This is a genomic window from Actinospineispora spinosispora DSM 44797 (genome assembly GCF_000429025.1).
Taxonomy (GTDB): Bacteria; Actinomycetota; Actinomycetes; order Mycobacteriales; family Pseudonocardiaceae; genus Pseudonocardia; species Pseudonocardia spinosispora.
Genome location: NZ_AUBB01000026.1, coordinates 1 through 24,285, shown reverse-complemented (window position 1 = coordinate 24,285; position 24,285 = coordinate 1). Strand labels below are relative to the sequence as shown.

At 69.6% G+C, this 24,285-nt stretch carries 25 protein-coding genes; 13 read left to right on the top strand and 12 right to left on the bottom strand.

The annotated features are described in order from the left end of the window. Positions 1 to 99 precede the first annotated feature (99 nt). The gene (locus G406_RS46400; protein WP_051341991.1) at positions 100 to 1,167 is read left to right on the top strand and encodes a P-loop NTPase family protein; all 1,068 of its coding nucleotides are present in this window, start codon (positions 100 to 102) and stop codon (positions 1,165 to 1,167) included. A 50-nt stretch (positions 1,168 to 1,217) separates the two neighbouring features. Here the strand turns inward: G406_RS46400 and G406_RS0112255 are convergent, their stop codons facing one another. Then, positions 1,218 to 1,478, bottom strand: a complete 261-nt coding sequence (locus G406_RS0112255; protein ID WP_028934065.1) for a hypothetical protein — start codon at positions 1,476 to 1,478, stop codon at positions 1,218 to 1,220. 145 nt (positions 1,479 to 1,623) lie between these two features. Continuing rightward, positions 1,624 to 2,442 (bottom strand): NAD-dependent epimerase/dehydratase family protein, encoded by an 819-nt coding sequence (locus G406_RS0112250; RefSeq protein ID WP_169736681.1) that lies wholly within the window; start codon positions 2,440 to 2,442, stop codon positions 1,624 to 1,626. A gap of 97 nt (positions 2,443 to 2,539) precedes the next feature. On the opposite strand from G406_RS0112250, the gene G406_RS0112245 reads away from it, so the two are divergent. Then, positions 2,540 to 3,154, top strand: coding sequence for a DUF1989 domain-containing protein (locus G406_RS0112245; protein ID WP_211241124.1), 615 nt, complete (start codon positions 2,540 to 2,542; stop codon positions 3,152 to 3,154). A gap of 200 nt (positions 3,155 to 3,354) precedes the next feature. After that, positions 3,355 to 4,602, top strand: a complete 1,248-nt coding sequence (locus G406_RS53900) for an HNH endonuclease signature motif containing protein (protein WP_051341989.1) — start codon at positions 3,355 to 3,357, stop codon at positions 4,600 to 4,602. A 4-nt stretch (positions 4,603 to 4,606) separates the two neighbouring features. Here G406_RS53900 and G406_RS0112235 read toward each other — a convergent pair whose 3' ends face one another. Beyond that, the gene (locus tag G406_RS0112235) at positions 4,607 to 4,906 is read right to left on the bottom strand and encodes a putative quinol monooxygenase (RefSeq protein ID WP_028934062.1); all 300 of its coding nucleotides are present in this window, start codon (positions 4,904 to 4,906) and stop codon (positions 4,607 to 4,609) included. 126 nt (positions 4,907 to 5,032) lie between these two features. Here G406_RS0112235 and G406_RS0112230 point away from each other — a divergent pair, with 126 nt between their 5' ends. Next, the gene (locus tag G406_RS0112230) at positions 5,033 to 6,028 is read left to right on the top strand and encodes a GlxA family transcriptional regulator (RefSeq protein WP_037076277.1); all 996 of its coding nucleotides are present in this window, start codon (positions 5,033 to 5,035) and stop codon (positions 6,026 to 6,028) included. On the opposite strand, the gene G406_RS0112225 is transcribed toward G406_RS0112230, so the two are convergent. Beyond that, a complete protein-coding gene (locus G406_RS0112225) occupies positions 5,994 to 6,575 on the bottom strand; it encodes a TetR/AcrR family transcriptional regulator (RefSeq protein ID WP_028934060.1) in 582 nt (193 codons plus the stop codon). The two genes, G406_RS0112230 and G406_RS0112225, sit on opposite strands and share 35 nt — an antisense overlap. A 60-nt stretch (positions 6,576 to 6,635) precedes the next feature. Between G406_RS0112225 and G406_RS0112220 the strand changes: the two genes are divergently transcribed. After that, positions 6,636 to 7,967 (top strand): cytochrome P450, encoded by a 1,332-nt coding sequence (locus G406_RS0112220; protein WP_156934812.1) that lies wholly within the window; start codon positions 6,636 to 6,638, stop codon positions 7,965 to 7,967. Positions 7,968 to 8,007: 40 nt separating this feature from the next. On the opposite strand, the gene G406_RS0112215 is transcribed toward G406_RS0112220, so the two are convergent. Next, positions 8,008 to 9,294, bottom strand: coding sequence for a cytochrome P450 (locus tag G406_RS0112215; protein ID WP_028934058.1), 1,287 nt, complete (start codon positions 9,292 to 9,294; stop codon positions 8,008 to 8,010). Positions 9,295 to 9,411: 117 nt separating this feature from the next. Here G406_RS0112215 and G406_RS0112210 point away from each other — a divergent pair, with 117 nt between their 5' ends. From G406_RS0112210 to G406_RS0112200, 3 genes are all read left to right on the top strand, one after another. After that, positions 9,412 to 10,017, top strand: a complete 606-nt coding sequence (locus G406_RS0112210; protein ID WP_037076274.1) for a heme-binding beta-barrel domain-containing protein — start codon at positions 9,412 to 9,414, stop codon at positions 10,015 to 10,017. A gap of 570 nt (positions 10,018 to 10,587) precedes the next feature. Then, complete coding sequence (locus tag G406_RS0112205; protein ID WP_028934057.1) at positions 10,588 to 11,223, top strand: 5-oxoprolinase subunit B family protein; 636 nt, start codon at positions 10,588 to 10,590, stop codon at positions 11,221 to 11,223. Next, entirely contained in the window at positions 11,223 to 12,113 is an 891-nt protein-coding gene (locus G406_RS0112200) for a 5-oxoprolinase subunit C family protein (protein ID WP_037076271.1), read from the top strand. The genes G406_RS0112205 and G406_RS0112200 overlap by 1 nt, the downstream gene beginning before the upstream one ends. 81 nt (positions 12,114 to 12,194) lie before the next feature. Here the strand turns inward: G406_RS0112200 and G406_RS0112195 are convergent, their stop codons facing one another. Both G406_RS0112195 and G406_RS56755 read right to left on the bottom strand, forming a co-directional pair. Further along, positions 12,195 to 13,007: a hypothetical protein gene (locus G406_RS0112195; RefSeq protein WP_028934055.1), complete on the bottom strand. Its 813-nt coding sequence runs from the start codon at positions 13,005 to 13,007 to the stop codon at positions 12,195 to 12,197. A 76-nt stretch (positions 13,008 to 13,083) separates the two neighbouring features. Then, positions 13,084 to 14,211 carry a hypothetical protein gene (locus tag G406_RS56755; RefSeq protein ID WP_156934811.1) on the bottom strand — a complete coding sequence of 376 codons (1,128 nt, stop codon included), beginning with the start codon at positions 14,209 to 14,211 and terminating at the stop codon, positions 13,084 to 13,086. 174 nt (positions 14,212 to 14,385) lie between these two features. Here G406_RS56755 and G406_RS46390 point away from each other — a divergent pair, with 174 nt between their 5' ends. The 4 genes from G406_RS46390 to G406_RS0112170 all read left to right on the top strand — a co-directional run bounded on the left by G406_RS46390 (position 14,386) and on the right by G406_RS0112170 (position 17,181). Beyond that, on the top strand, positions 14,386 to 14,856 hold the full coding sequence (locus tag G406_RS46390) for a Fur family transcriptional regulator (RefSeq protein ID WP_037076267.1): 471 nt from the start codon (positions 14,386 to 14,388) through the stop codon (positions 14,854 to 14,856). A 3-nt stretch (positions 14,857 to 14,859) separates the two neighbouring features. Next, entirely contained in the window at positions 14,860 to 16,008 is a 1,149-nt protein-coding gene (ygfZ, locus tag G406_RS0112180; RefSeq protein ID WP_037076264.1) for a CAF17-like 4Fe-4S cluster assembly/insertion protein YgfZ, read from the top strand. Between the two features lie 209 nt (positions 16,009 to 16,217). Beyond that, the gene (locus G406_RS0112175; protein ID WP_028934052.1) at positions 16,218 to 16,430 is read left to right on the top strand and encodes a DUF3073 domain-containing protein; all 213 of its coding nucleotides are present in this window, start codon (positions 16,218 to 16,220) and stop codon (positions 16,428 to 16,430) included. 487 nt (positions 16,431 to 16,917) lie between these two features. Continuing rightward, entirely contained in the window at positions 16,918 to 17,181 is a 264-nt protein-coding gene (locus tag G406_RS0112170; RefSeq protein WP_028934051.1) for a hypothetical protein, read from the top strand. A gap of 373 nt (positions 17,182 to 17,554) precedes the next feature. Here the strand turns inward: G406_RS0112170 and purM are convergent, their stop codons facing one another. The 4 genes from purM to G406_RS0112150 all read right to left on the bottom strand — a co-directional run bounded on the left by purM (position 17,555) and on the right by G406_RS0112150 (position 23,151). Continuing rightward, positions 17,555 to 18,670: a phosphoribosylformylglycinamidine cyclo-ligase gene (gene purM, locus G406_RS0112165; protein WP_051341987.1), complete on the bottom strand. Its 1,116-nt coding sequence runs from the start codon at positions 18,668 to 18,670 to the stop codon at positions 17,555 to 17,557. 57 nt (positions 18,671 to 18,727) lie between these two features. Further along, positions 18,728 to 20,266 (bottom strand): amidophosphoribosyltransferase, encoded by a 1,539-nt coding sequence (purF, locus tag G406_RS0112160; protein WP_037076261.1) that lies wholly within the window; start codon positions 20,264 to 20,266, stop codon positions 18,728 to 18,730. A gap of 178 nt (positions 20,267 to 20,444) precedes the next feature. Continuing rightward, on the bottom strand, positions 20,445 to 22,571 hold the full coding sequence (locus G406_RS46385) for a putative bifunctional diguanylate cyclase/phosphodiesterase (protein WP_051341986.1): 2,127 nt from the start codon (positions 22,569 to 22,571) through the stop codon (positions 20,445 to 20,447). 145 nt (positions 22,572 to 22,716) lie between these two features. Beyond that, positions 22,717 to 23,151 (bottom strand): sterol carrier family protein, encoded by a 435-nt coding sequence (locus G406_RS0112150; RefSeq protein ID WP_028934048.1) that lies wholly within the window; start codon positions 23,149 to 23,151, stop codon positions 22,717 to 22,719. Positions 23,152 to 23,176: 25 nt separating this feature from the next. Here G406_RS0112150 and G406_RS46380 point away from each other — a divergent pair, with 25 nt between their 5' ends. Continuing rightward, on the top strand, positions 23,177 to 23,860 hold the full coding sequence (locus G406_RS46380) for an SGNH/GDSL hydrolase family protein (protein WP_169736680.1): 684 nt from the start codon (positions 23,177 to 23,179) through the stop codon (positions 23,858 to 23,860). A gap of 59 nt (positions 23,861 to 23,919) precedes the next feature. Here the strand turns inward: G406_RS46380 and G406_RS0112140 are convergent. Next, the coding region (locus tag G406_RS0112140; RefSeq protein WP_028934047.1) for an efflux RND transporter periplasmic adaptor subunit at positions 23,920 to 24,285 on the bottom strand (366 nt) is incomplete at its 5' end.

The following is a 24,285-nucleotide window of genomic DNA, read 5'->3' as shown; positions in this document are numbered from 1 at the left end:
CGCAGTCGCTGTTGACTCGTTGAGGGTGTGACGAGTAGAGGCACGAGCTGGCAAACGGCGCGGCCGGCAAGCGATTTTCAGTCTGCGAAGGGTGTAGCAATGGTGCGGGGCATTTCGGCGGCCAAGTGGGGTTACGTCACGCGTCGGGTCAGCGAGACCGCGGAGGCGCAACTCGGCGCGTCGGCACAGCCGGCCCGCCTCGGCGACTTCGTGGTGGCCAGCGTGGCGAAGCTCGGCGAGCACGAGTACCTGGAGAACCCGTACGGCCGGCGGGTCCGGATGTACCCGGGTGACCTGGTCATCGGCGCCTACGGCAACCGCTACGCCACCGACTTCTACGAGGGCTACATCCCCGGCCCCGGCGACGAGGTGCACCTGCTCACCGCGGGCGGCCTGATCGGCACCGTCGCCTCGGCACACACCTCCAAGGGCGAGCCCACCGTCCTCGAGGTCCTCGGCCCGTTGACCGACGCGGCCGGCAACTCGATGAGCACCGACGACGTTGCACTCGCCCCCGCTCCGGAGGCACGCCCCGAGCTGGGCACCATCGTCGTGCTCGGCTCGTCGATGAACGCGGGCAAGACCACCGCGACCTCGTCCATCGTGCGCGGCCTGACCCGCTCCGGGCTTCGCGCGGGCGCCGGCAAAGTCACCGGTTCCGGCAGTGGTAAGGACCACTGGGCCTACCTCGACGCCGGTGCCGCCACGATCGCCGACTTCCTCGACTTCGGCATGGCCTCCAGCTTCGGCTACCCGGTCGAGCGCCTGATCACCACCATGTCCGCCATCCGCAACCAGCTGGTCGCCGAGGGCGCGGACGCCGTCGTCCTCGAGGTCGCGGACGGCGTGCTGCAGGACGAGACCCGCGCGCTCGCCGCCACCCTGCCCGGTTTCGCCGACGCCGTGGTGCTCGCGGTCGGCGACGCGCTGGGCGCCATCGCCGGCATCAAGGTCCTGTCCGAGCTGGGTGTCCCGGTCCGCGCGGTCAGCGGCCTGGTCACCGCGAGCCCGCTGGCCACCCGTGAGGCAGCGGCCGCCACCGGTCTCCCGGTGCTGACCCCGGCCGAGCTGGCCGGTAGCGGTGCGCTGGAGCTGCTGGCGAAGCCGCTCCCGTCCGACGGCACCGCCGACGAGCTGGTCGACGGACTGCTCGGCACCCCCGCCTGATCCGCCGACACGAGGGCCGACCCGATCCCGGGCCGGCCCTCGTGTCGCGATCAGACCTTGTTGTTCTTCAGGTCGTCGTTCTTCAGGTCGTTCTTCAGGTCGTTCTTCAGCGGCGGGCGGCGGTGCAGCGCACTGCGCGCGACCGCGAGCTGGTGGGCGACCTCGGCGGTGAGCAGCTCCGCATGCAGGTCCGCCTGCTGCGAGCCCGGGTCGAGAGCCCTGTACCGCGCAACCACGTCTTCCAACGCGGCCAGGAAGTGCTCCGTGATGGCCTGCCGCTGGACCGGTCGCTCGGCGCTGAGCGTCACCATGTTGCTTCTCCTTGTTGCTAGGGCGCGGGATTGACCCGTACTTCCATCGATACAGCCTCCCCGGGGTCCTTTCAAGCAAAACGCCGTAGCCTGAGAGGACTCGCCGTATGCGACACGCGGCGATCCCGCAACTCGGGACTCGACATCAGTCGCGCAGGATGTCGGGAACGGTCGCCCGACGCGGCCGCCAGCCCAGCTCGGTCATCGCCAGAGTGGGGTCGCAGACCAGCGCGGGCGGCTCGTCGGCTGGCGGACCGTGGGTCACCGCGACGACCCTGCCGGTGACGCGTTCGACGGCCGCGATGACCTCGGTGACGCTCGAACCGACACCGCTGCCGATGGTGTAGCGACGGGTCACGCCCGGCGGCCCCGGCGTGTGCAGTGCGGCCACGAACGCCTCGGCGGCGTCGGAGACGTGGAGGTAGTCACGGACCGCGCGACCGTCACCGTTCACCGTGATCGGCTCGCCGGACCGCGCGGCCGCGAGCACCCTGGGCAACAGCCGCGACTCGTCGAGATCCGCGCCGCCCGCCAGGTTCGACAGGCGCAGCACGGTCGCCGCGAGTCCGCGCCGTGCCACTTCCCAGCCGATCACGGTCTCGGCGACAGCCTTGCTCGACGCATACGGGTGCGGCGGATCGTCCGGTAGCCGCTCCGACATCGGCTGCTCGGCCGGCGCGCCGTAGATCGCCGCCGTGGACGCGAAGACCAGCGTGCCGACCCGGGCGGCGGCCATGGCGCGCAGCACCGAGGTGGTTCCCCCGACGTTGACGTCGAAGAAGTCCAGCGGCCGGTCCCAGGAGGCTCGGGCCTGAGCCAGACCGGCCAGATGGCAGACCGCGTCCGCGCCCCCGTACACGGCCGGGTCACCGATGTCCGCCCTCGCCGGCGCGACCGGCTCATGGCCGGCGTCGGCCAGTGCGCGCACCAGTGCCCGACCGAGGTAGCCGCTCGCTCCGGTCACCAAAACACGAGATGCCACAAACTTGTCCTTAGAGGCAACATGTTGGCTGTATAGTTGCTCGATAAGACATCAATCGCGTCGACCGACAGGACACATCGTGACAGTTCTCGCCGCACGCACCGGACGCGCACTTCGCCTGAGCGAGGGCGACGTCGTACGGATCGTCAACACACACGGCACCCAGGTCGTCGACACCTGGGCGTTCGCGGACGACAACGCACAACGCGTCCTCTCGATGGCCCACACCCGGGTCCGCCTGGGCCGGCTCTTCGTACGGACGGGCGACCAGCTGGTGGACAACCACCGCGAACCGATGCTCGAACTCGCCGAGGACACCAGCCCCGGAGTGCACGACGCGCTCATCCCCGCCTGCGACATCACCCGCTACCGCCAGCTCGGCCACGTCGGCTACCACGACAACTGCCACGACAACTTCCGCGCGGCCGTGACCGCGACGAACGCCGACGGCCCCGAGCTGGTGCCCGACCCGCTCAACCTGTTCATGAACGTCCCAGTCGACGCCACCGGCCAGATCGAGTTCCGCCCCCCGACCTCACGCCCCGGCGACAGCGTGACGCTGCGAGCGTTGACGAATCTAGTTCTCGTGTTGTCCGCCTGCCCACAGGACCTGGCGCCGGTCAACGGCCAACTCCAGCAACCGACTGCGGTCGAGATTGAGGCCGTTGCACCCACCAGCCACCACGGCGAATAACAATTTGTATAAGCAATCTTTAAACAGATACAACAGTCAGTGAGCAGGCTCTCCAGCCGCACCTTTCCGCTGTTCGGTCGGGGACCGTCGTCGGGTACGTCGGCGACGCACCCTTCGGGGCTTCAACTTCTCTAAAACTTTCTCCCTCGAACCCCGGATTTTGCTGCAAAACTGTCAGACCCCCCTGAGACCATAGGGTCATGACCGAAACCGTGCTCAACACCGACACCCCAAACGGGGTCTCGGCGTTGCACGCATGCACGGGTCAAGAACTCATCGACCGGCTGCAATACGAACGCCACCACATCCAACGCCGCTCCCGCTACAACGAGCTGTATCTCATCTCCCGGCTAGACGCCGAAGGCGAGTTCGCCGAACGCGGAGTCGTAGCGAAAGCCGCCGTGGCCGATATTCTGCAGATCAAACCGGCTGAGGCGTACAAGGTGACCCGGCTGGCCCGGCACGTGTTCCCCACCGTGACGCTGACCGGTGAAACCCTGGCACCGAGACTCCCTTGTACCGCCGCCGCGTTGGCCGACTATGAGATCGACCCCGCCCATGGGCTAGTCATCGACATCGTGTTGAACAGCCGCGCCGCCGGACGGTTGGACCCGGGTGCGTGGACCAGCGTTGAGCAGACATTCTCCGAATGGGCGCGCACGCTCTCTCCACACCAGTTGGCGGTCGAAGCGCACTGGTTGATCAGCCATCTGGATCAGGACGGGCCCGAGCCGGGTGAAGACGGGTGCGATGAGCTGCTCAACGAACTGTGGCTCACCCCGAACCCCGACGGTGGGGGCTGGATCAAAGGCACCCTCGACGCCGGATCGTTCGAAGAAATCAAACGCGCCGTCCTCGCCACACTCCTGCCAGAAGCAGATGAACGCAAAACCCTGCCCCAACGCCAAGCAGACGCACTCGCCGAAATCTGCTCCCACTCCCTCGACGAAGGCCGACTCCCCGCCGAAGGCGGGGTGCGTCCGCACGTCACGGTCATCCTGACCGAACACGACCTACAGCAGAAAGCACGCGGCGCGCAGCTGGAGTTCGGCGGCAAAGCCCCGGCTTCCTATCTGCGGGCCATGCTGTGTGACTGCGGGATCACCCCGGTCGTGCTCGGCGGCAAAAGCCTCCCGATCGATGTGGGCTACGAGTCACGCACCGCACCCACCGGCCTTCGCAAAGCCCTCACCGTGCGCGACCGAGGCTGCGCACACCCCGGATGCACCCGACCACCGCACTGGTGCCAGGTCCACCACGTCATCGAGTGGAGCGTCGGCGGCCGGACTGACCTCGACAACTGCATGCTGCTGTGCAAACAACACCACCGCATGATCCACACCAGCGGATGGACCGTCACCATCCGAGACGGATGGCCCGAATTCATCCCACCGAAATGGCTCGACCCCACCCAAACAGCGAGACGAAGACCCACGCGCGTCTACTGATCATTCATGGCAGCTTGACTGCCACAACATCCACCGGAGTGATGACCGGGGGCGCGCCGAAGAGTTCGCCGCCACGCTTTTCCAACGCCTTGCGCACCTCGCCGTGCAAATGCGTCTGCCGGTCGTCCTCGGTGTCGAAGACATCAAAAATCCGGAACGACGTGGGCCCCGTCCGGAATGCGAACCACGCCACAGTTCCTGGTTCGGCATCGACGAGCAGCTTCGCCTCCGAAAGGAACTCGGCGACCAGGTCTTCCTTCCCCTGCTGGGCTTCCAACTCCACGAGAAATCCCAATGACGGCACGATGGTTCTCCTGACCGGTGAGCGTGAGCTGACAAACACAAACCCTGCCTGCCGGATATACCCATCTCACACGGATCCAGCCATACTTGCCACGGATCACGCCGAATCAGCCGGAGAGCGGGGCTCATGCGACACGTCATCGCGCTGCTGGTCGTCCCGGACGCAGTCGCGTTCGAGGTGGCCATCGCGCAGCAGATCTTCGGTCCGAGGATGCCGTCGCTCGCGGCGGCGATCGGCGACGAGAACCCGCGGTACGAGGTGGTCCTGTGCGGGGAGCAGCCTCGGCAGCGGCTGTCCTCAGGGGCTGACCTCGGCGAGCTCGCCCCGCTGGAAACGATGCTGACCGCCGACACGGTCATGGTCCCTGGCGTCGAACAACCACTCGCCCCGCGCGGCGCCGCCCTGCTCGACAATCTGCGAGGGGCCCACGGTGCGGGGGCTCGGATGGTGTCGTTCTGCGGCGGTGCGTTCGTGCTCGGCGCAGCGGGCATCCTCGACGGACGGCGGGCGACCACGCACTGGGTGCTGTCCGCCGAGTTCCGGCATGCGTTTCCGCTGGCCCGGCTGGAGGTCGACAAGCTCTACGTCGATGACGGGCCGGTGCACACCTCGGGCGGCATGTTCTCGATCGTCGACCTGTCGCTGCACCTGCTCGCGTTGGACCTCGGCCAGGCCTACGCGAACGACGTCGGACGCCTCCTCGTCAGCCCACCGAGGCGGCAGGGTGGGCAGGCGCAGTTCATCAAGGAGTCGCTGCGGGTCGATGCCGAACCGCAGCTCGGGCCGCTGCTGCGGTGGATCCGCGAGCATCTCGACGAGCCATTGACCCTGGCACGGCTGGCCGCGCGGCACCACGTGAGCGAACGCAGCCTGGTGCGCCGGTTCAGGGAGGACACCGGCACGAGCGTGCTCGAATGGATCACCCGGGAGCGGGTCGACCGGGCCAAGGTTCTGCTGGAGACCACCGACCATCGGGTGTCGGAGGTCGCCGCGATGGTCGGTTTCGGCTCGTCGGAGACGCTGCGGCGCAACTTCGAGAAGCTCGCCGGCACGACCGCGACCGCCTACCGGGCGACGTTCCGAACGACTACCGCCGACTCAGCGCGGCAGACAGTGCGGTGACCACGTCGTCCGAGGACGGCGCGGCGTCCGGGTCGACCAGCCACTGCATGAGCAGCCCGTCGCACACCGCGATCTCGAATGCGGCGATCGTGTGGGCGTGTTCGCCGAGGCCGGGCGCCAGCTCGACCACCATGCGGGCCACCTGATCCCTGCTGCGCTGGTACGACGCCGCCAGCTGGGCGCGCAGCTCGGGGTGGCGTTCGGACTGTGCCATCGCCTCCAGGTAGGACACCGCGAGCCCCCGGTACTCCGCGAACGACGCCCTGATCGCGCCCCAGGAAGCGACCAGGAGCGTCACCGGGTCGTTGCGCAGCTCCTCCTCGGGCGGCATCGCGGCCAGGGCCAGCGCACGAACCCGCTCAGCCCATTCGGCGAACGCCTGGATCATCGCCTCGTTGAGCAGCGCGTCCTTCGAGCCGAAGTGGTAGCCGATGGACGCCAGGTTCGTCCCGGACACCGACACCAGGTCGCGGGCCGTGGTGCGGGCGTAGCCGCGGTCGCGCAGACACTCCCGTGCGGCGACCAGCAGTTCCTCGCGGTGTCCCATGAGCGAGAGCCTAGCCGTAAAATGTAGACACCCGTCATATACGAATGTATGATGTTGATCATGTTGCCGCCCGGACCCAAGCTCCCGCGCCTCCTCCAGACCGCGATGATGTGGACCCGTCCGCATACCTGGGCCACCAACAACCAGCGGCGGTACGGCGACGTCTTCCGGGTGTGGGCCGCGCCGTCCGGCTGGTTGGTCTACCTGGCCGACCCGGCGGACATCAAGACCGTGTTCGCCGGGGATCCGGCCGTCTACCACGCAGGCGAGGCGAACTCGATCATGCGCGGGGTGATCGGGGACAACTCCGTGCTGCTGCTCGACGAGAAGCTGCACCGGGATCGGCGCAAGCTGATGCTGCCACCGTTCCACCGTGACGCGGTGCGCCGCCAAACCGAGCTGATGGCCGAGATCGCCGACTCCGACGTGGCGCGCTGGCCGGTCGGCCGGGAGTTCGCGGTCGCGCCGAGAATGGCCGCGATCACCCTCGAGGTCATCCTGCGCACGGTCATCGGAGCCGACGATCCCGCACGGCTCGCCGCGCTGCGCGAGGCGCTGCCGAAGGTCACCGACATGAACCTGCTGGACGTGTCGTCGATGGCCAAGCCGGAGCTGCTGCGGCACCTGCCGTGGCGTGGCGTGCGGCGGCGACGCGCCGAGGCGGATGCGCTGCTGTTCGCCGAGATCGCCGACCGGCGGGCCGATCCGAACCTGGCTGAGCGCACCGACGTGCTGGCGATGCTGGTCAGGGCGGCGGACGAGAACGGTCGCGCGATGTCCGACCGCGAGCTGCGCGACCAGCTGATCACCCTGCTGATGGCTGGCCACGAGACGACCGCGACCGCGCTGAGCTGGACGTTCGAACGCCTCGTCCGCCACCCCGAGCTGCTGCGCCGCGCGGTCGAGGCCGCCGACGGCGACAGCACCGCCGATGACGACTACCTGGACGCGATCATCAAGGAGTCGCTGCGCATTCGTCCGGTGATCAACGAGGTGGCGCGCACGCTGACCCAGCCGGTCACGATCAAGGGCTACGACCTGCCAGCTGGCACGCTCGTCATGCCGGCGATCGGGCTCGTCCATGCCTCGGCCGAGCAGTACCCCGACCCGGAGCGGTTCGACCCGGACCGGATGCTCGGCGTCACGTTGCCCCCCACCACGTGGTTCCCGTTCGGCGGCGGTGGCCGGCGCTGTCTCGGTGCGACGTTCGCGCTCGTCGAGATGCGGGTGGTGCTGCGGCAGCTGCTGCGCGGAGTGGAGCTGGAGACCACCGATGCGCCCGCCGAGCCGCAGCGGCCCAAGCACGTGACGCTCGTCCCCGCGCGCGGCGCCCGAATCCGGGTCCGCGCCCGCAGGCCCGTCCGCACACCAGCAGCAGCTCAGACCCCGTGAGTGAGTTGGGCTGCCAGGGCAGCCCAACTCACTCACGGGGTCAGCGGCGCCAGCGCACGGGTAGCCGCTTCACGCCACGCTGGAAGTTGGACCGCAGGAACGCCGGCTCACCCGCCGGTTCCAGCCACGACGTCCGCGCGAACAACTCTCGGAACAACGCGCGCATCTGCGTACGGGCGACCATCGCCCCGAGACAGAAATGCGGGCCGTGGCCGAACACCAGGTGCTTGCCCGGCTCGCGGCGGACATCGAAGCGGTCCGGGTCGGTGAAGACCGACTCGTCCCGGTTCGCCGACAGGAACGACACCACGACCTTCTCGTCGGCCGCGATGTCCACGCCGGACAGCGTGACCGGGGAGGTCGCGGTGCGGCGGAACACCATCACCGGTGTCCACCAGCGCAGCATCTCCTCCACCGCCGGTTCCAGCAGCGACGGGTCCGCGCGCAGGGCCCGCTGCTGGTCCGGGTGGGTCAGCAGCGCGTGCATGCCACCGGGGATGCCGTTGCGCAGCGTCTCATTGCCGGCGACCGCGAACAGCCAGAAGAGGTTCTCGAACTCCTCGACGGAGATCGTCTCGTCGGGCTGGGCGAGCAGGATCGACATGATGTCGTTGCCCGGGTTCGCGCGCTTGTTCTCCGCGAGCAGGTGCGCGTAGGCGTACAGGTCCGGCATGCCCTCGCGGGCACGCGGATCGGGCATCGCGCCGCTGGAATCGGGCAACGGCCGCAGACGCAGCGCCTCGCGGGCCATGTCGGTGCCGCGCTCGGCGTCGAACGCGGAGCTGGTCGCGTAGTCCTCGTCCTGCCAGCCGATCACCCGGTTCGACCAGTCGAACAGCAGGCCGCGGTCCTGCGCAGGCACCCCGAGCACCTCGGCGAGGGTGAGCAGCGGAAGGTCCGCCGCGACGTCCTTGGCGAAGTCGCACTCACCCTGATCGGCGTCGCCCAGCATCGCGTCGACGAGCGCGCGGGCGTGCCCCTCGATCCGGTCGGTCAGCGCCGCGACCGCTCGCGGGGTGAACGACTTGGCGACCAGCCGACGAATCCGGGAGTGCTCCGGCGGGTCCATGTTCAGCATCATCCGCTGCACGTACCGCAGGTCGGTGTTGGTCTCGGGGTCCCGGACCTGCGTGCCGCGCATCGCGGAGGAGAACGTCGCGGGCTGTTTCAGCACCTGCTCGACGTCGTCGTGGCGCAGCACCAGCCAGTAGCCCGGCCCGTCCGGTTCGGGCACCCGGACGACACCCTGTTCGCGGCGCAGCCTGGCCAGCTCGACCAGCGGCGGCCCCTGGAGATACGTCGACGGATCGTGCAGCGGCGCGGTCACAACTCACCACGGTATACGCTGCGCAGCCGTGTCCTGGTTGTTCACCGGCCTGTTGCTCGCGGCGTCCGCCGCGATGCTCTGGCTGTCCGCCGCCCTGCTGTACCGGAGTACCCGATCATGAGCCTCGAGCCGCTTCCCGCGCCTCAACGCAACATCCCGTCCTTCGACGACCTCCCGGTCCCGCCGGACACCGCGAACCTGCGCGAAGGACCCGACCTGCACCCTCGATGTCTCGCCCTGCTGCCGCTGATCGGTGTCTGGCGCGGCGAGGGCCAGGTCGTGTACCCGACGATCGACGGCCCGATGCACTTCGGACAGCAGATCATCTTCGCGCACGACGGCAGGCCGTTCCTCACCTACAGCGCGCAGTCCTGGCTGCTCGACGGTGAGGGCGGCGCGGTGGTGCGTCCGGCGGCACGGGAGACCGGCTTCTGGCGTCCGCAGGAGGACGACACGATCGAGGTCCTGATCGCGCACGCCACCGGGATCATGGAGATCTACTACGGCCAGCCGAGAGCGACCACGGCCTGGGAGCTCACGACCGACGCGATCGTGCGCACCCAGACGGCGAAGGAGGTCAACACCGGCCAGCGCCTGTACGGGCTGGTCGACGCCGCCGACGGCTCGGACGGCAAGGACCTCGCCTACGTCGACGAACGCGCCATGGTCGGCGAGCCGCTCCAGCCGCACCTGTCCGCCCAGCTGCGCCGCATTGCTGGCTAGTTCCGCGCGCCATCGTTCCCGGAAGGCCCTCCGGGCCGACCGGGAACGATCCAGGCGGCTCGCCTAACGGCTCGCTGCCTGGGGTTTTTCCTCGCGGACCCCCTTCGGGGGCCCACTCGGAAAAATGCCGCCTTCGGCGACGCGCGCGCTTCGTGCCCCGGCTTGAGAGCCGCCCCTCATGCACTACCCGCCTGCGGCGGAACGGCCTCCGGCCCGCCTCGCGGGGCCCACCCGTGAACCGCGTGTCGCCACATTCCCGGTGCGGGGTGAGGGGGCTAGGCGTGATGCGCCTCCCACGACGAACACCTGCACGGGCACACAAGGACCCGCTGCGGGTGATCATGTGTCTGTGAAGCCGGCTCCGCGAGTCTCCGAAGGAGTTCCGGCGAGGGCCGGGCAGTGAATGTCCGCAACCACCCACCCAGCTGCCAGGGCGGCTCCCGAGGTGGCCCCAAGCGCGCGCCCGGGCGAGTCCCCGAGCCTTCTTTTCTGGGAGTACCGCAGCGAGCGTTTACGCGAGCCGGGGTGGTCACAGAAAAGTATCGCGCGCGGAACAGGCATGATGAGCCAGTGCGCATGCTTCCCTGTGGCGAGTCCGGGCTGCTGCTCGAACTGACCTCCAGCGCGCAGGTGACGGCTGTGTATCGGGCGTTGCACAGTGCGTGCGACGACGGTCGGCTGCACGGGGTTCGTGAGCTGGTGCCTGCCGCGCGGACCGTGCTGGTGGCCGCCGAGGACGGTTCGACGCCGCCCCGCGAGCGGGTGGGCGAGCTGATCGCCGATCTCGGCGACCTCGACCATCTCGGCTCGCCGAGCGAGACGCCCGCCGAGGTGACCATCCCGGTCCGTTACGACGGCGAGGACCTCGACCTGGTGGCCCGCACCGCGGAGCTGAGCGTCGCGGAGGTCGTCGAGCTGCACAGCGGCGCGGAGTACACCGTGGCGTTCTGCGGTTTCGCACCGGGTTTCGGCTACCTGACCGGGTTGCCCGAGCCGCTGCAACAGGCTCGGTTGGACGATTCGCGGTCCCGGATTCCGGCCGGTTCGGTCGGCGTAGCGGGCGAGTTCAGCGCGGTCTACCCGAGGAGCTCGCCGGGAGGGTGGCGGCTGATCGGCCGGACCGAGCAGGTCATGTTCGATCCCGCCGCGGACCCGCCGGCACGCCTGTCGCCCGGGGACATCGTCCGTTTCGAGCCCGTCGGTTGATGAGCGCCTCCATTCGAGCGGTCACCGTCGTGCGCACCGGGCCGCTGACCGTCGTCACCGACCTCGGCAGGCCCGGCCGCGCGCACATCGGCGTGCCGAGGTCCGGCGCACTGGACGAGCCCGCGCTGCGGCTCGCCAACCGGCTGGTCGGCAACCCGGAGGCGTGCGCCGCGCTGGAGGTCCTGCTGGGCGGCTTGGAGCTGCGTGCGGAGTCAGCGTGCACGGTCGCCGTCACCGGCCCTCCGGTCCTGGTGACGGTGACCTCCGAATCCGGTGCCAGACGTCGGGCAGGCACGCATCGGGCGCTGGCGTTGGCCGAGGGCGATCGTCTGACGCTGGGCACCGCCGAACACGGCCTGCGGTGCTACGTGGCGCTGTCCGGTGGCCTGGACACCGAGGAGGTGCTCGGCAGCCGGGGCACCGACCTGCTGTCCGGCCTGGGCCCCGATCCGGTCTCCGAGGGCGACCGGATCGTCCTCGGCGCGGTGCGGGGTGACCCGCCCGCCGACGCCGAACCGGTCCCGGTGACCGTGCCGCCGGCGCGGCTGGACGTACCGGTGCTGCTCGGCCCGAGGGACGACTGGTTCACCGACCCTGCCGACGCGCTACGGGCCCGGGTCTGGACGGTTGGTTCGGCGAGCAACCGCATCGGGCTTCGGCTCGAAGGCACCGGGCTGGCCAGGGTCGCCGACCGCGAGGGCGCCGAGCTGCCCAGCGAACCGATGCTGCCCGGCGCGGTGCAGGTCCCGCCCAGCGGTCAGCCGGTGATCTTCCTGGCCGACGGCCCGACGACCGGCGGCTACCCGGTGATCGCGGTGGTCCCCCGCGCGGCGCTCCCTGGCCTGGCCCAGGCCCGCCCAGGCTCCCAGCTGCGCCTGCACCCGCGCTGACCCCCGGCTCGCACAGACCGTCCACACCCCGCACAGAGGCTCCAGCCTCTGTGCGGCGTGCACTCGCTCTGTGCGAGCCGTTCAGCGCACTCGGGGGCGGGGAGACGGGGCGTGTTCGGCCAGGAGGGTTGCCAGCTCACCCTCGCCGAAGCCGGCCAGCTGGGCGACCTGGGCGGACGTCAGGCCCGCGCTGCGGAGGCGGCGGGCCACCTTCGCCAGCTCGCCTCGCTGGTGGCCGACCGACTCGGTCAGGCGGTCCAGCTGCTCGCGGCACTCGGTGAGGTCACCGACCGCGACGAGCGCGGTCTCCGGGTCGCTCAGCAGCACCCGCAGCAACCGGTCCTTCGCCGCTTCGGAGCTGGTCGCGGGCTCACTCGCGTGCCGGGGCTCCCGCGCGACCTCGTGCAGGGCCACCGTCGACGCCTCCGAGTGACCGTTGTCGGACGGCACCGCCGCCGGCTCAGGGGCCGGCTCAGTGTTCCGCTCCGGCTCGGGGACCGGCTCCGGAGCCGCCTCGGACGTCGGCTCGGACGTCGGCTCGGACGGTGTCTCCTCGGCCGGCTCCGGCGGCGTGACCGGCTGCCGGTGCACGACGACCGGCTCGGTGTCCGGTTCCCAGGCGCCGTCCTGGCCACCGACGTCCGGCTCCTGGGCATCGTCGTCCCGATCGGGCGGTGCCACCCACCACTGGTCACGCGGGTCGGTCGCGGGTTCCTCGACAGGGGCGGCCACCGTACTGGCCTCGACCTGGCGAGACGTCGCCGCTTCGCGTGCTCTCCGACGTGCCCGAACCCGGGATCGCACGAACAGCACGATCAGCAACAGCACCAGGGCGACTACAACCAGTAGTCCGACACCGGCCACGACAGGTGTCAGGTGGATCGGCAACCGCATAGCCGGTGACTCTACGTGAGGAGTCGCCGATTCAGCCCCAGGCCGCGCCCATCAACTAGAACCGAGTATCGCGCAACTAGCGGGCGCCCGTGCCGAACGCGCTGTGGGTGCCGCCCTCTTCGTCGCGAGTCGCGGTCGCGCCGTTCTGGTTGCTCACCCCGTTGCGCTGGCCGGTACCGGGAGCGGCCGGCCCCGGCGACGGCGGCGTGGTGCGCGGCCGAGGCGAGGGGCTGGGCCGAGGCTTCGACTGCGCCGACGGTGTGACCTGCGGAGACGATGCCGGAGCGGGAGCACCGGACGGCGACGGCGACGGGTTGGGCGACGGACGCGGCGCGCGGGCGGCGTCGTCCGAGCGCGGGCTCGGGCTGGGACGCAGCCCCTCGTTCACCGGAAGCTGCTGCCCGAGGCGCGGACCGCTGTCCGACCGAGGGGTGGGCGACGGCGGGCCGGCCTGCTCGGTCTTACGCGGACCGGGCTCCGGGTGCGGACGGGGCGCGGACTCCGAGCGCGGCGCGGGCTCCGGGTGCGGACGCGGCTTGGGCTCCGGGTGCGGCCGGGGGCTGGGCGCCGAGTCGGAACGCGGCGTCGCCGACGGCTTGTCGGCGCTCGGCGAGGGGGTGGGGCTCGGCCGGGGTGACGGGCTGGGCGCACCGTCGGCGCGCGGAGCAGGCTTCTCGTCGCCCGACTTCTTCTGCTCGGTGCCGAGCAGCTGGCCGACCAGCGCGTCGAGGCCGTTGCGGACCCTGCTCAGATCGCCGACCACCGCGTCCCGGCGACGTTCCAGGTCGGTGATGCGAGCGCGCGCCGCTTCCTCTTCCTTGCGGGCGAAACTGTGCGCGTTGGACCGAATCTCCTCGGCCTCCTCGTGCGCCTCCTGCAGGATGGTCTGCAGGCGGCCGGTGAACGCCTCGATCATCTGCCCGCCGGAACCTTCGGCGTTGCGGGCGGGTGCGGTACCGGAGTTGAACCCAGCGGCCTGCCCATCGGGACCCCGGAACGCGCCGTTGCCACCGCTTCGGGAGAGCGCCTCGCGCGCCTGCTCCAGTTCCGTGCGCTGGCGGGCTATGGTCAGCTCCAGGTTCGCGATGTACTCGTCGACCTGCCGACGGTCGTAACCACGCACCACGACCTCGAACCGGCCGTCGCCATCTGGCCGGTGCGGGTATCGGCCGGGAACCGCGTTGTCGCCATGGTCAGCGGTCATCGTCACTCCCGTGGGTTCGCATACTCCGCGAGCGTAGACAGAGAGCGCCCGCTGGTCCGCCCGTTCACTCTACGGCGTGACAGCAAGGCCATTCGGCGGGGGTGTTCTCCGCCAAGTGCCGCACAACCGCCGCGACACCCCCGGTGCTGGGCCGATCGGACTACCATCGAGCTGGTGGAGACCGGGACGACGGCCGGAACAACAGCACTGCGACGAACACTGCACGAGCGCGGGTTCCGGATGACCCCTCAGCGGCAACTGGTTCTCGACGCGGTCGAGCAGCTGGAGCACGCGACACCGGAGCAGATCTGCGCAACGGTGCAGCGGGTCGCGCCGGCAGTGAACATCACCACGGTCTACCGGACCCTCGACCTGCTGGAGCGGCTCGGCGTGGTGCGGCACACGCACCTCGGCCACGGCGCGCCCAACTACTCGGTCCGTGAGCACGAGCACGTCCACCTGGTGTGCCACTGGTGCGGGAAGGTCGCGGAGGCGCCGGTCGAGGTCCTCGACGCGCTGGGCCGCGACCTCGCGGGCGAGCACGGTTTCCAGCTGGACGCGACCCACGTGGCACTGTCCGGCGCCTGCGCCGAGTGCGCGAAGTCCGAGGCCGCCCCAGCCGAACCAACCGACGGAGATGACTAGCGCGTGAACCCGCTTCTGACGCTGCCCAGGGTGGTGGCTGTCGAGGACGGCCCGGATGTCGGAGTCCCCGGCCACCACGGTGACCCGCTTGCCGAACAGCGTGCGATGGATCGCTCGGCCGCTGTCGTCGACCGGTCGAACCGCGAGGTCATCGCGGTCCCCGGCGAGGACCGGCTGTCCTGGCTGCATCTGCTGCTGACCCAGCACGTGAGCGAGCTGCCGGAAGGGTCCGGCACCGAGGCCCTCGTGCTGGACCTGAACGGCAGGGTCGAGCACCACATGATCGTGTCGCACGTCGGGGACACGGTCTGGCTGGACGTCGACCCCGGCAGGTCCGAGGCGCTGCTCGACTACCTGCGCAAGATGGTCTTCTGGTCGAAGGTCGAGCCCCGGTCGGCGACGGACGAGCTGGCGATGCTGAGCGTCGTCGGGCCGACCGCCCCGGCGGTGCTGGCCGAGGCCGGCGTCCCGGTACCCGCTGAACCGTACGGTTCCGTCTCGCTGCCGGACGGTGGCCTCGTCCGCCGGATGCCCGGTCTGGCCGGCCCGCTGGCCAGCGGTGCGAACCACTACGCCTTCGATCTGTTGGTCCCGCGCGCCGAGCTGGTGGGCTGGTGGCAGCGGCTGCGGTCGGCCGGCGCGGCCGCCGCGGGCGCGATCGCCTACGAGGCGCTGCGGGTGGGCGCGCTGCGTCCCCGGCTCGGCGTCGATACCGACGAGCGCACGATCCCGCACGAGGTCGGCTGGATCGGCTCGGCGGTGCATCTGACCAAGGGTTGCTACCGAGGGCAGGAGACGGTCGCCAGGGTGGCCAACCTGGGCCGTCCGCCGCGCAAGCTGGTGCTGCTGCACACCGAGTCCGGCGACGACGAGCCGTTGCACCCCGGCGACCCGGTACTGCTCGGCGGCAGGACGGTCGGCAGAGTGGGCAGCTGGGCGCTGCACCACGAGCTGGGTGGCGTCGCGCTGGCGTTGGTGAAGCGGTCGACCGCGGTCGACGCCGAGCTGACCGCGGGTGTCCCCGGCGACGCCGAGACGCGGGATCGCCTGACCCCGGTGCGGATCGACCCCGACTCGGCACCCGCCGAGGACGAGACACCGCCTCCCGGACGGGCCGCCCAGGCGAGAACGGCCCGCGCACTGCGTCCCTGATCTGGTGGTGCTGCTCACACATCGAGCGCGTTCGGTGGCTCTCAGCAGCACTCCGTTAAGCCAGTACGGGATCTTCCGCCCCCAGGGGCGGTACCACGTCGCACAGACCGGCGTACGCAAGGTACGGTAGAGGGCAGGACATTCAAACGAGATGAACGGGGCCGCCGCTACGTCGGCCGCCCCGTCCCTGCTGTGAGGGGGGTCGAGCCATGGGGCGCGGCCGTGCCAAGGCCAAGCAGACGCGTAAGGCCCGAGAGCTGAAGTACAGCTCGCCGGGTCTGGACGCCGACGCCTTGCAACGAGAGCTCACCGGTGGGTCGGGAGTCTCCACTCACGACCCGGACCCGGACGACTACTCGTCGCCCAACGAGTACGCGTACCGGGTCGACGATGACGACGAGGACGACTACCGCCGCCGCTGAGTCCAGCGACGTCCGGTCCTCCGGTCGTATCCGGCATTCCGCCGAATCCGTTCCACCCGCACATCGCCCTCGCATGCCTCGGTGATCGTTTGCCGCGTCATGCGGGTCGGTGTGTAGACAGCCGCCGTAGTCGCGTCCCTTCCCAGGGGCCGCGGCAACGGCGGTTTTGTCGCGAGCGCAGCAGGATTCGGTCACGATTTGCGCAGGTCAGCTGCTATATAGTAGTCGCAATTACCCTCTGTAACCTGCTGTGCTCGCTCTCAGCGCAGGGGGCTCACGATATATCTCCCACTCATTTCTCATGATCACCCCGCGTAGATCACGACAGGCTCTGGCGGGGTTCTACGAGAAGGTTGCCTCTCGTTCGAGCGGTTGTCACAGCTCATCCGTCACTTGAGTCCCATGAGTCCCGTTGAGTGGGGGTACGGACTTCCACGGTCAGCACGTGACCGGTGGGGCAAGCAAGTCAATCGAAAGGGAAGTACGCATGCTGAAGAAACTGATCATCGTCTCCTCGGCAGCAGCCGTTCTGGGGATGGGCTTCGTTGGCGTTGCCAGCGCACACGAGGGTCACAACGGCGCCGGTGAGACCACCTGCACCTCGAACGACACCCAGAAGCAGAGCAACAAGGGCCACCAGCTGGTCGGCGGCAACCTGGCCGCTCAGGACGCCGAGACCAACGTTCTCGGTGCGCAGGCCACCCGCCCGGCAGGCATCTGCCCGAGCATCGGCAACAACAACCACCTCTGAGCCGACAGGCTCTAGTCAGAACTCTGGCGGCCAGAGTGTGGCTGGCCGCCAGAGAACCCTGACGATATACAACCAATAGGTGATGTGAGTATCTCCCGTAACTCGCATCACCTATTGGTGTGTCTAGGCAGCAGTAAAGCCCGGGGAGCAGTGCTGCCTGGGGAGCAGTAAAGCCGGCTCCGCCAGTCTCCGAAGGAGTTCCGGCGAAGGCCGGCGTACTGAATGTCCGCTACCAGGCTCCCAAGCCGGACGGCGGCTCCCAGGGCGACAACAAGCGCGCCCCGGCGACGAAGGAGCTTGTTTTTCTGGGAGTACCCCAGCGAGCGTTTACGCGAGCCGGGGTGGTCACAGAAAAACTCCGCGCGGAACAGGCCTAAAAACGAGGGTGCTCGTTGTGCAAAAGGACGCGGTCCACTACCTCGGTGGTGTCCGTGACGTCCTTCGTGCGGCGGACCTCGCCCAGGATCCAGGCAGGCACGTGGCGGGCGGTGAGCACGGCCAGGGCCCGGTCCACGTCCTCCGGGTCCAGCACCGCGACCATGCCGACGCCCATGTTGAACGTCTTCTCCATCTCGGGCCGCTCGACCCGGCCCCGGGTGGCGATCATCTTGAACACCGGCGCGGGCGTCCAGGTCCCCCGGTCACACACCGCGATGAGACCCTTCGGCAGCACCCGGGACAGGTTGCGGGCCAGCCCACCACCGGTGATGTGTGCGAACGTCCGCACGTTGGTCTCGGCCGCGAGCGCCAGGCAGTCCAGCGCGTAGATCCGGGTCGGTTCGAGGAGCTCCTCGCCGAGGGTCCGGTCGAACTCCTCGACCTGTGAGTCCAGCGGCAACCTGGCCAGGTCCAGCAGGACGTGGCGAGCCAGTGAGTAGCCGTTGGAGTGCAGTCCCGAGGACTGCAGCGCGATCACCACGTCACCGGGGCGAACCAGGTCCGGGCCGAGCATCTCCTCGGCCTCGACGATGCCCACGCCGGACGCCGACACGTCGTAGTCACCGGCCTGCATCAGACCGGGATGCTCCGCGGTCTCCCCGCCGAGCAGCGCGCAGCCGGCACGCTGGCAGCCGTCCGCGATGCCCTTGACGATCTCCGCGATCTGTTCCGGCACGACCGAGCCGCAGGCGATGTAGTCCTGCAGGAACAGCGGTTCGGCACCGCAGACGACCAGGTCGTCCACGACCATGGCGACCAGGTCGAGGCCGATGGTGTCGTGCCGGTCGAGTGCCTGGGCGATGGCCAGCTTGGTGCCGACGCCGTCGGTGGACGCCGCCAGCACCGGCTCCTGGTACTTGCCGAGCTTCAGCGCGAACAGGCCCGCGAAGCCACCGATGCCGCCGAGTACCTCGGGGCGGGTGGCCTTCTCCGCCCAGGGACGGAACTTCTCGACGGCCGCCTCGCCGGCCTCGATGTCCACCCCCGCGGCCGCGTAGCTTGCTGGGCTGTAACCCTCGATGCTGGGACCGTCGGTGCTGGTCGGTGGCATGTTTTTGTTTCTACTCCGTGCGAGGTGTCGAGGTAAACATCGAAACTGCGGAAAGGGTTAGGGCTGCCTCATGGCGCCCGCGGCGCCGTAGCCGGCCGCGAGGGAGTCGCCGGTGTCGCTCTCGGCGATGATCTCCTCGAGCAGGTGCTTGCCGAGGCTGGCCTCTTCGGGCAGCGGGATCGGGTACTGGCCGTCGAAACACGCCGAACAGAGCCGGCTGGCGGGCTGTTCGGTGGCCTTGACCAGGCCGTCCAGCGACACGTAGCCGAGGGTGTCGGCGCCGATAGACCGGCGTACGCCGTCCAGGTCGAGCGAACCGGCGACCAGCTCGGCCCTGCTGGCGAAGTCGATGCCGTAGAAGCACGGCCAGCGCACCGGCGGCGACGCGATCCGGACGTGCACCTCCAGGGCGCCCGCCTCGCGCAGCATGCGGATCAGCGCGCGCTGGGTGTTGCCGCGCACGATCGAGTCGTCCACGACGACGAGGCGCTTGCCCCGGATGATCTCGCGCAGCGGGTTCAGCTTGAGCCGGATGCCGAGCTGGCGGATCGTCTGGGACGGCTGGATGAACGTGCGCCCGACGTAGGCGTTCTTGACCAGGCCCTGGCCGTAGGCGATGCCGGATTCCTGCGCGTAGCCGATCGCGGCCGGCGTGCCGGACTCGGGAACCGGGATGACCAGGTCCGCCTCGACCGGGAACTCGGTCGCCAGCTGACGCCCGATCGCCACCCGCGCGGAGTGCACGGAGCGACCGGAGATCGTGGTGTCCGGGCGGGCCAGGTAGACGTACTCGAAGACGCAGCCCTTGGGCTCCGGCGCGGCGAACCGGCTGCTGCGCAGGCCGTTCTCGTCGATCGCCAGCAGCTCACCCGGTTCGACCTCGCGGACGAAGGAGGCGCCGACGATGTCCAGTGCCGCGGTCTCGCTGGCCACCACCCAGCCGCGTTCGAGCCTGCCGAGCACCAGCGGGCGGACCCCGTGCTGGTCACGCGCCGCGTACAGGGTCTGTTCGTCGGAGAAGACCAGTGAGAACGCGCCGCGCACCCTGGGCAGCAGCCGGATCGCGGCCTCTTCGAGACCGATGTCGGCCGAGGTCGCGGCGAGCAGCTCGCACACCAGGTCGGAGTCGGTGCTGGGCAGCTGACCCTGCCGGCGCGGACGGCCCTCGAGCGCGTTGACCTCGTCGCGCAGCTCGGCGGTGTTCACCAGGTTGCCGTTGTGGCCCAGCGCGAGACCGCTGCCGGTCGCGGTGGTGCGGAACGTCGGCTGCGCGTTCTCCCAGGTGGGCGACCCGGTCGTGGAGTAGCGGGTGTGCCCGATCGCCAGGTGTCCGCGCAGCGAGCTGAGCGACTGTTCGTCGAAGACCTGGCTGACCAGCCCGAGGTCCTTGAAGACCATCACCTGGCGGCCGTCGCTCACTGCCATGCCGGCGGCTTCCTGGCCGCGGTGCTGCAGGGCGAACAACCCGAAGTAGGTCAGCTTGGCGACTTCCTCGCCGGGAGCCCAGACGCCGAAGACGCCACACTCCTCGCGGGGCTCGCGTTCTTCGGTGTCGCTAGTTGTGTCGAGGTGTCCAGTCGCGGTCTGATCTGACACACGCGGTTCCAACGCACGCTCCCATGACGGTTGCGGGTGATCTTGCCTGGCCAGGACGCTTCCCAGTCTAAACGCTAGATCGGTCCAGCGGGGTGTGAGTTAACTCCGCCCGCACAGAGCGTCCGTACGCCGCACAGAGGCCCGGGCCTCTGTGCGGCGTGTGCACGGTCTGTGCGAGCTAGCCGGCCAGCGGGGGGCGGAGGTTGAGTTGGGTGGGCGTTACCGGGGGGCCGTACCAGTTGCCCTGGGCCACGTCGCAGCCCAGGGAGGCCAGCCAGCTTGCCTGGCCTGCCGTCTCGACCCATTCGGCGGTGACCACCAGGTCCAGGGCGTGGGCCATGGTGATCAGGGCTTCGATGATCTTGCTGTCCTTGGACTGCTGGGTGCCGGCCTCGCCGAGGCCCCGAATGAACGAGCCGTCGATCTTCAGGCCGTGCACCGGGAGCCTGCGCAGGTAGGACAGGCTGGAGTAGCCGGTGCCGAAGTCGTCGATGGTCAGCTGGACGCCCATGTCGCGCAGCGTGCGCAGGGTGTCCGAGGCGGCGGTCTCGTCGACCAGCACCGCGCGCTCGGTGATCTCCAGCTGCAGCCGGCACGGGTCGAGGCCGGTCTGCTCCAGGACCCGGGACACCTCGTCCAGCCAGCCGGGCTCGGCCAGCTGCCGGGGCGCCACGTTGACACTCACGTACGGCGCGGCCGGGCCGAGCTCCTCCGCCCACCGCTTCGCCTGACGGCACGCCTCGGTCAGCACCCACCGGCCCAGCGCGACGATCGAGCCGTTGTTCTCCGCGAGGTCGATGAACTGGGCCGGGCCGAGCAGCCCGTACTCCGGGTGCCGCCAGCGGACCAGCGCCTCCACCCCGATCAGCTCACCGGACCCGAACTGCACGAGCGGCTGGTAGTACAGCTGGAACTCGCCACGGTCGACCGCCGCCGGGACGCTGGACGCGAGCGCGAACTGGCTGGTCTCCCCCGCGTCCCGTTCCGCGTCGAACACCGCCCAGCGGCCGCCGCCGGCGCGTTTCGCCCAGGACCGCGCGGCGTCGGCGGCGCGTTGCAGCTCCTCCGGCCAGGTCTCGGTGACCGCGCGGGACGCGATGCCGAGGCTCGCGGTCATCGACAGCCGGTGCTGGCCGATCACGAACGGCGGGGTGAGCCCGGCCAGGATGTGCTCGGCCAGCTCGCACAGCTCCTCGACACCCATCGGGTCGGACACCAGGACGCTGAACTCGTCGCCGCTGGTCCGGGTGACCAGGTGCTCCCCGGCGAGCAGCTGCAGCCGGGCCGCGACCGAGAGCAGCAGCTGGTCGCCGACCTGATGGCCCAGTGAGTCGTTGACCGCCCGGAACCCGTCGAGGTCGAGGTGGCACAGCCCGACGCTCTCCACCGAGGAGTCGGCGGAGAACGCCCAGCGCAGCTGCTCCTCCATGAGCGAGCGGTTGGGCAGCCGGGTGAGCTGGTCGTGGTAGGTCTGGTGACGCAGCCGGGTGCGCAGCTGGTGGCGTTCGGTGACGTCCTCGACGATGCCGATGACGTAGTCCGGCTCGTCGGCCTCGTTGCGCACCAGCGACGCGGTGACGTGCGCCCAGATCACCGAGTGGTCGAGCCGGACGAACCGGGCCTCGCCGTGCAGGCTGTCCTTGCGGCCGGTGGTCAGCTCGCGCAGCTCACCGATCAGCGCGGGTGCGTCGTCGGCGTGCACGTAGTCGGTGATCGGCCTTGGCGGCGTCTCGGTCTCGCTGAGCCCGTCCGGGTCGAACAGGCGGCGCATGGCGGGGTTGACGTCGAGGAACTGGCCGTCGAGCCCGACCAGCGCGATGCCGGCCGCCGCCTTCGTGAACACGGCCCGGAACAGCTTCTCGCTGGCCCGCATCGCGGTCTCGGTGTCCTTGGCGGTCTGCAGCACCGCGGCCAGCAGGGTCTCCTGCTCGCGCTGGGTGCTCTCCCGCAGCCCGTCGGCGTACCCGGCGGTGAACTCGCCGAGCAGCTCGGCCACCCGATCGGGTTCGGCCACCGCGAACAGCTCGTCGCTCCTGGTGCGGATGAGCCGCAACGTCACCTGGAGGGCGTTGGTGCCCCGGAAGCGCGCCTCGGCGAACCTCGCACCCAGCTCTCGGGCCGCCCCGCGATCCAGCTGGTGAGCCGTCAACAGCTCCACCAGCGGGTCGACCAACGGACGCAGCCGTTCCTCCGCATCCGCTCTACCCCAGGACAGGTAGCTGGCGTCCGCGAGGACGTGTGCCCACTCCTGGGCGAACCGCGTGTTGGTCGCCGCACCGGATGACCGGCGCCCCCCGACCTGCACTCCTTGCCCCTTTCGGCGAGTACGACTTTGCCGAACGGGTTAATCCTGAAGGCTTTGACCGCAGAGTGCTACCAGTTGGTTGTAATCGTCACTCGATTCGGGCATCAAGACGGTCACTGACGGTATCAATGCAACAAGTTTCACTTCATGTCGCACCGGAATCGGTCGCGATCGGCATCGGCAGCAGCTCGCCGATTTCAGCTGATCGATGCCCGGACGCCTGTACCGAAGCGTCCGCGACCGCCGCGTCCCAGTCGACCCGCCCGGTGACCAGACGTAACCAGACCTTCGGCGTCATCTCCACCACGTGCGGCGGCGTACCCCGGGTGTGGGCGCCGCCGGGGAGACACTGGACGGCGGCGAACGGTGGCACCCGCACCTCGACGGCCTTACCCGGATGGCGTTGCGCGAAGGCCCGCAGCGTCGTGCGGACGGCGGCCGCCAGGGTCGTCCGATCGGGTGTCCCGGCCGCACCCGCGCTGGTCGGGCCGTTCGCCTCGTCGGGAGCGTCGAGCCAGTCGCGCACCGGGGCCAACGCGGTGCGCACATCGATCGCGTCGATGGTTCGTGTCCGTGCCATGGCTCCCTACCTATGCTGCGACCCGATGACGTTACGACGTGTGGTGCTGTTCGCGGCCCCGGTGCTGCTGATCTCGAGGTGGCGACGGGGTCTGACGACCATCGTCGCCGATCACGCCGCGTACTGGCGACGACGGTCCCGCAGGCCCGGCGAGTTCGTCCTGGTGGCGCTCGGCGACTCGCTCGCGCAGGGACTCACCGCCGCGCGACCCGAGCTGGGCTTCGTCGGGCTGCTCGCCGACCACCTGGAAGCTGAACTCTGTTCCTCCGTCGCGGTGCACAACCTGGCGGTCAGCGGAGCGACCGTCCCGGACGTCCTGGCTGATCAACTTCCGGCGCTCGACGGGCTCGCGCCCGACCTGGTCGTCGTGTGCGTCGGCACCAACGACGTCACCCGGAACGGGCCGGACGAGTTCCGGGAGAACTGGCGGACGCTGTGCACGGAACTGGCCACCCGGGCTGAGCGGACCCGGGTCCTGGTGGCCGACGTCCCGGACTTCCGGGGCGGCCCGCACCGGGTCACCGCGCAGCGCTACGCCGCCGTCGCCCGCGAGATCCTCGCCGGGTACCCGGCGCTCGTGCCGGCCCCACTGCACGCCCTCACCAGGGGCCAGCGGCTGCGTGACGTGGGCCGGGACCTGACCCACCCGGGCAACTCCGGCCACCGCACGTACCTGGCCGCGTTCCTGGCGGCGCTCGAACAGACCTGAACATGCCGGTGGCCCGGTCCTCTCGGGGAAGACCGGGCCACCGATGTGTTTCTTGGGAGTTACTTCTGGGTGGGCGCGACCTGCGCCTGCGGGAGCAGGATTTCCTGACCCTCACGCAGACCCGACAACACCTGGGTGTTGTTGTCGCCGACCATGCCCGGCTCGAACTTGGTCTGGACCGGCTTGCCGTCCGGACCCGGGGTGTTCACGAACGAACCGTTGCCCTGCTTGATGACCGCCGAGTTCGGCACCACCAGCACGTTGTCCAACGTGTTGGTCATGACCGACGCCTCAGCCGTCTGACCGGCCTTCAACCTCGGGTCGGTGTTGGTCAGCAGAATCGTGGCGTAGTAGTTCGTCACACCCGAGATGTTCGTACCACTCGGAGCGATCGACAGCACCGTACCGTCACGAGTCAGATCCGG

Excerpts from the sequence above, each read along its gene's own strand:
- G406_RS0112170 (WP_028934051.1), top strand. The coding sequence starts at position 16,918 with ATGCTGAAGAAACTGATCATCGTCTCCTCGGCAGCAGCCGTTCTGGGG.
- G406_RS0112195 (WP_028934055.1), bottom strand. The coding sequence starts at position 13,007 with ATGCGGTTGCCGATCCACCTGACACCTGTCGTGGCCGGTGTCGGACTA.
- G406_RS0112210 (WP_037076274.1), top strand. The coding sequence starts at position 9,412 with ATGAGCCTCGAGCCGCTTCCCGCGCCTCAACGCAACATCCCGTCCTTC.
- G406_RS0112230 (WP_037076277.1), top strand. The coding sequence starts at position 5,033 with ATGCGACACGTCATCGCGCTGCTGGTCGTCCCGGACGCAGTCGCGTTC.
- G406_RS0112150 (WP_028934048.1), bottom strand. The coding sequence starts at position 23,151 with ATGGCACGGACACGAACCATCGACGCGATCGATGTGCGCACCGCGTTG.
- G406_RS53900 (WP_051341989.1), top strand. The coding sequence starts at position 3,355 with ATGACCGAAACCGTGCTCAACACCGACACCCCAAACGGGGTCTCGGCG.
- G406_RS0112175 (WP_028934052.1), top strand. The coding sequence starts at position 16,218 with ATGGGGCGCGGCCGTGCCAAGGCCAAGCAGACGCGTAAGGCCCGAGAG.
- G406_RS0112200 (WP_037076271.1), top strand. The coding sequence starts at position 11,223 with ATGAGCGCCTCCATTCGAGCGGTCACCGTCGTGCGCACCGGGCCGCTG.
- G406_RS46400 (WP_051341991.1), top strand. The coding sequence starts at position 100 with ATGGTGCGGGGCATTTCGGCGGCCAAGTGGGGTTACGTCACGCGTCGG.
- G406_RS46380 (WP_169736680.1), top strand. The coding sequence starts at position 23,177 with ATGACGTTACGACGTGTGGTGCTGTTCGCGGCCCCGGTGCTGCTGATC.
- G406_RS0112225 (WP_028934060.1), bottom strand. The coding sequence starts at position 6,575 with ATGGGACACCGCGAGGAACTGCTGGTCGCCGCACGGGAGTGTCTGCGC.
- G406_RS0112255 (WP_028934065.1), bottom strand. The coding sequence starts at position 1,478 with ATGGTGACGCTCAGCGCCGAGCGACCGGTCCAGCGGCAGGCCATCACG.
- G406_RS0112220 (WP_156934812.1), top strand. The coding sequence starts at position 6,636 with ATGTTGCCGCCCGGACCCAAGCTCCCGCGCCTCCTCCAGACCGCGATG.
- purM (WP_051341987.1), bottom strand. The coding sequence starts at position 18,670 with ATGCCACCGACCAGCACCGACGGTCCCAGCATCGAGGGTTACAGCCCA.
- G406_RS56755 (WP_156934811.1), bottom strand. The coding sequence starts at position 14,211 with ATGACCGCTGACCATGGCGACAACGCGGTTCCCGGCCGATACCCGCAC.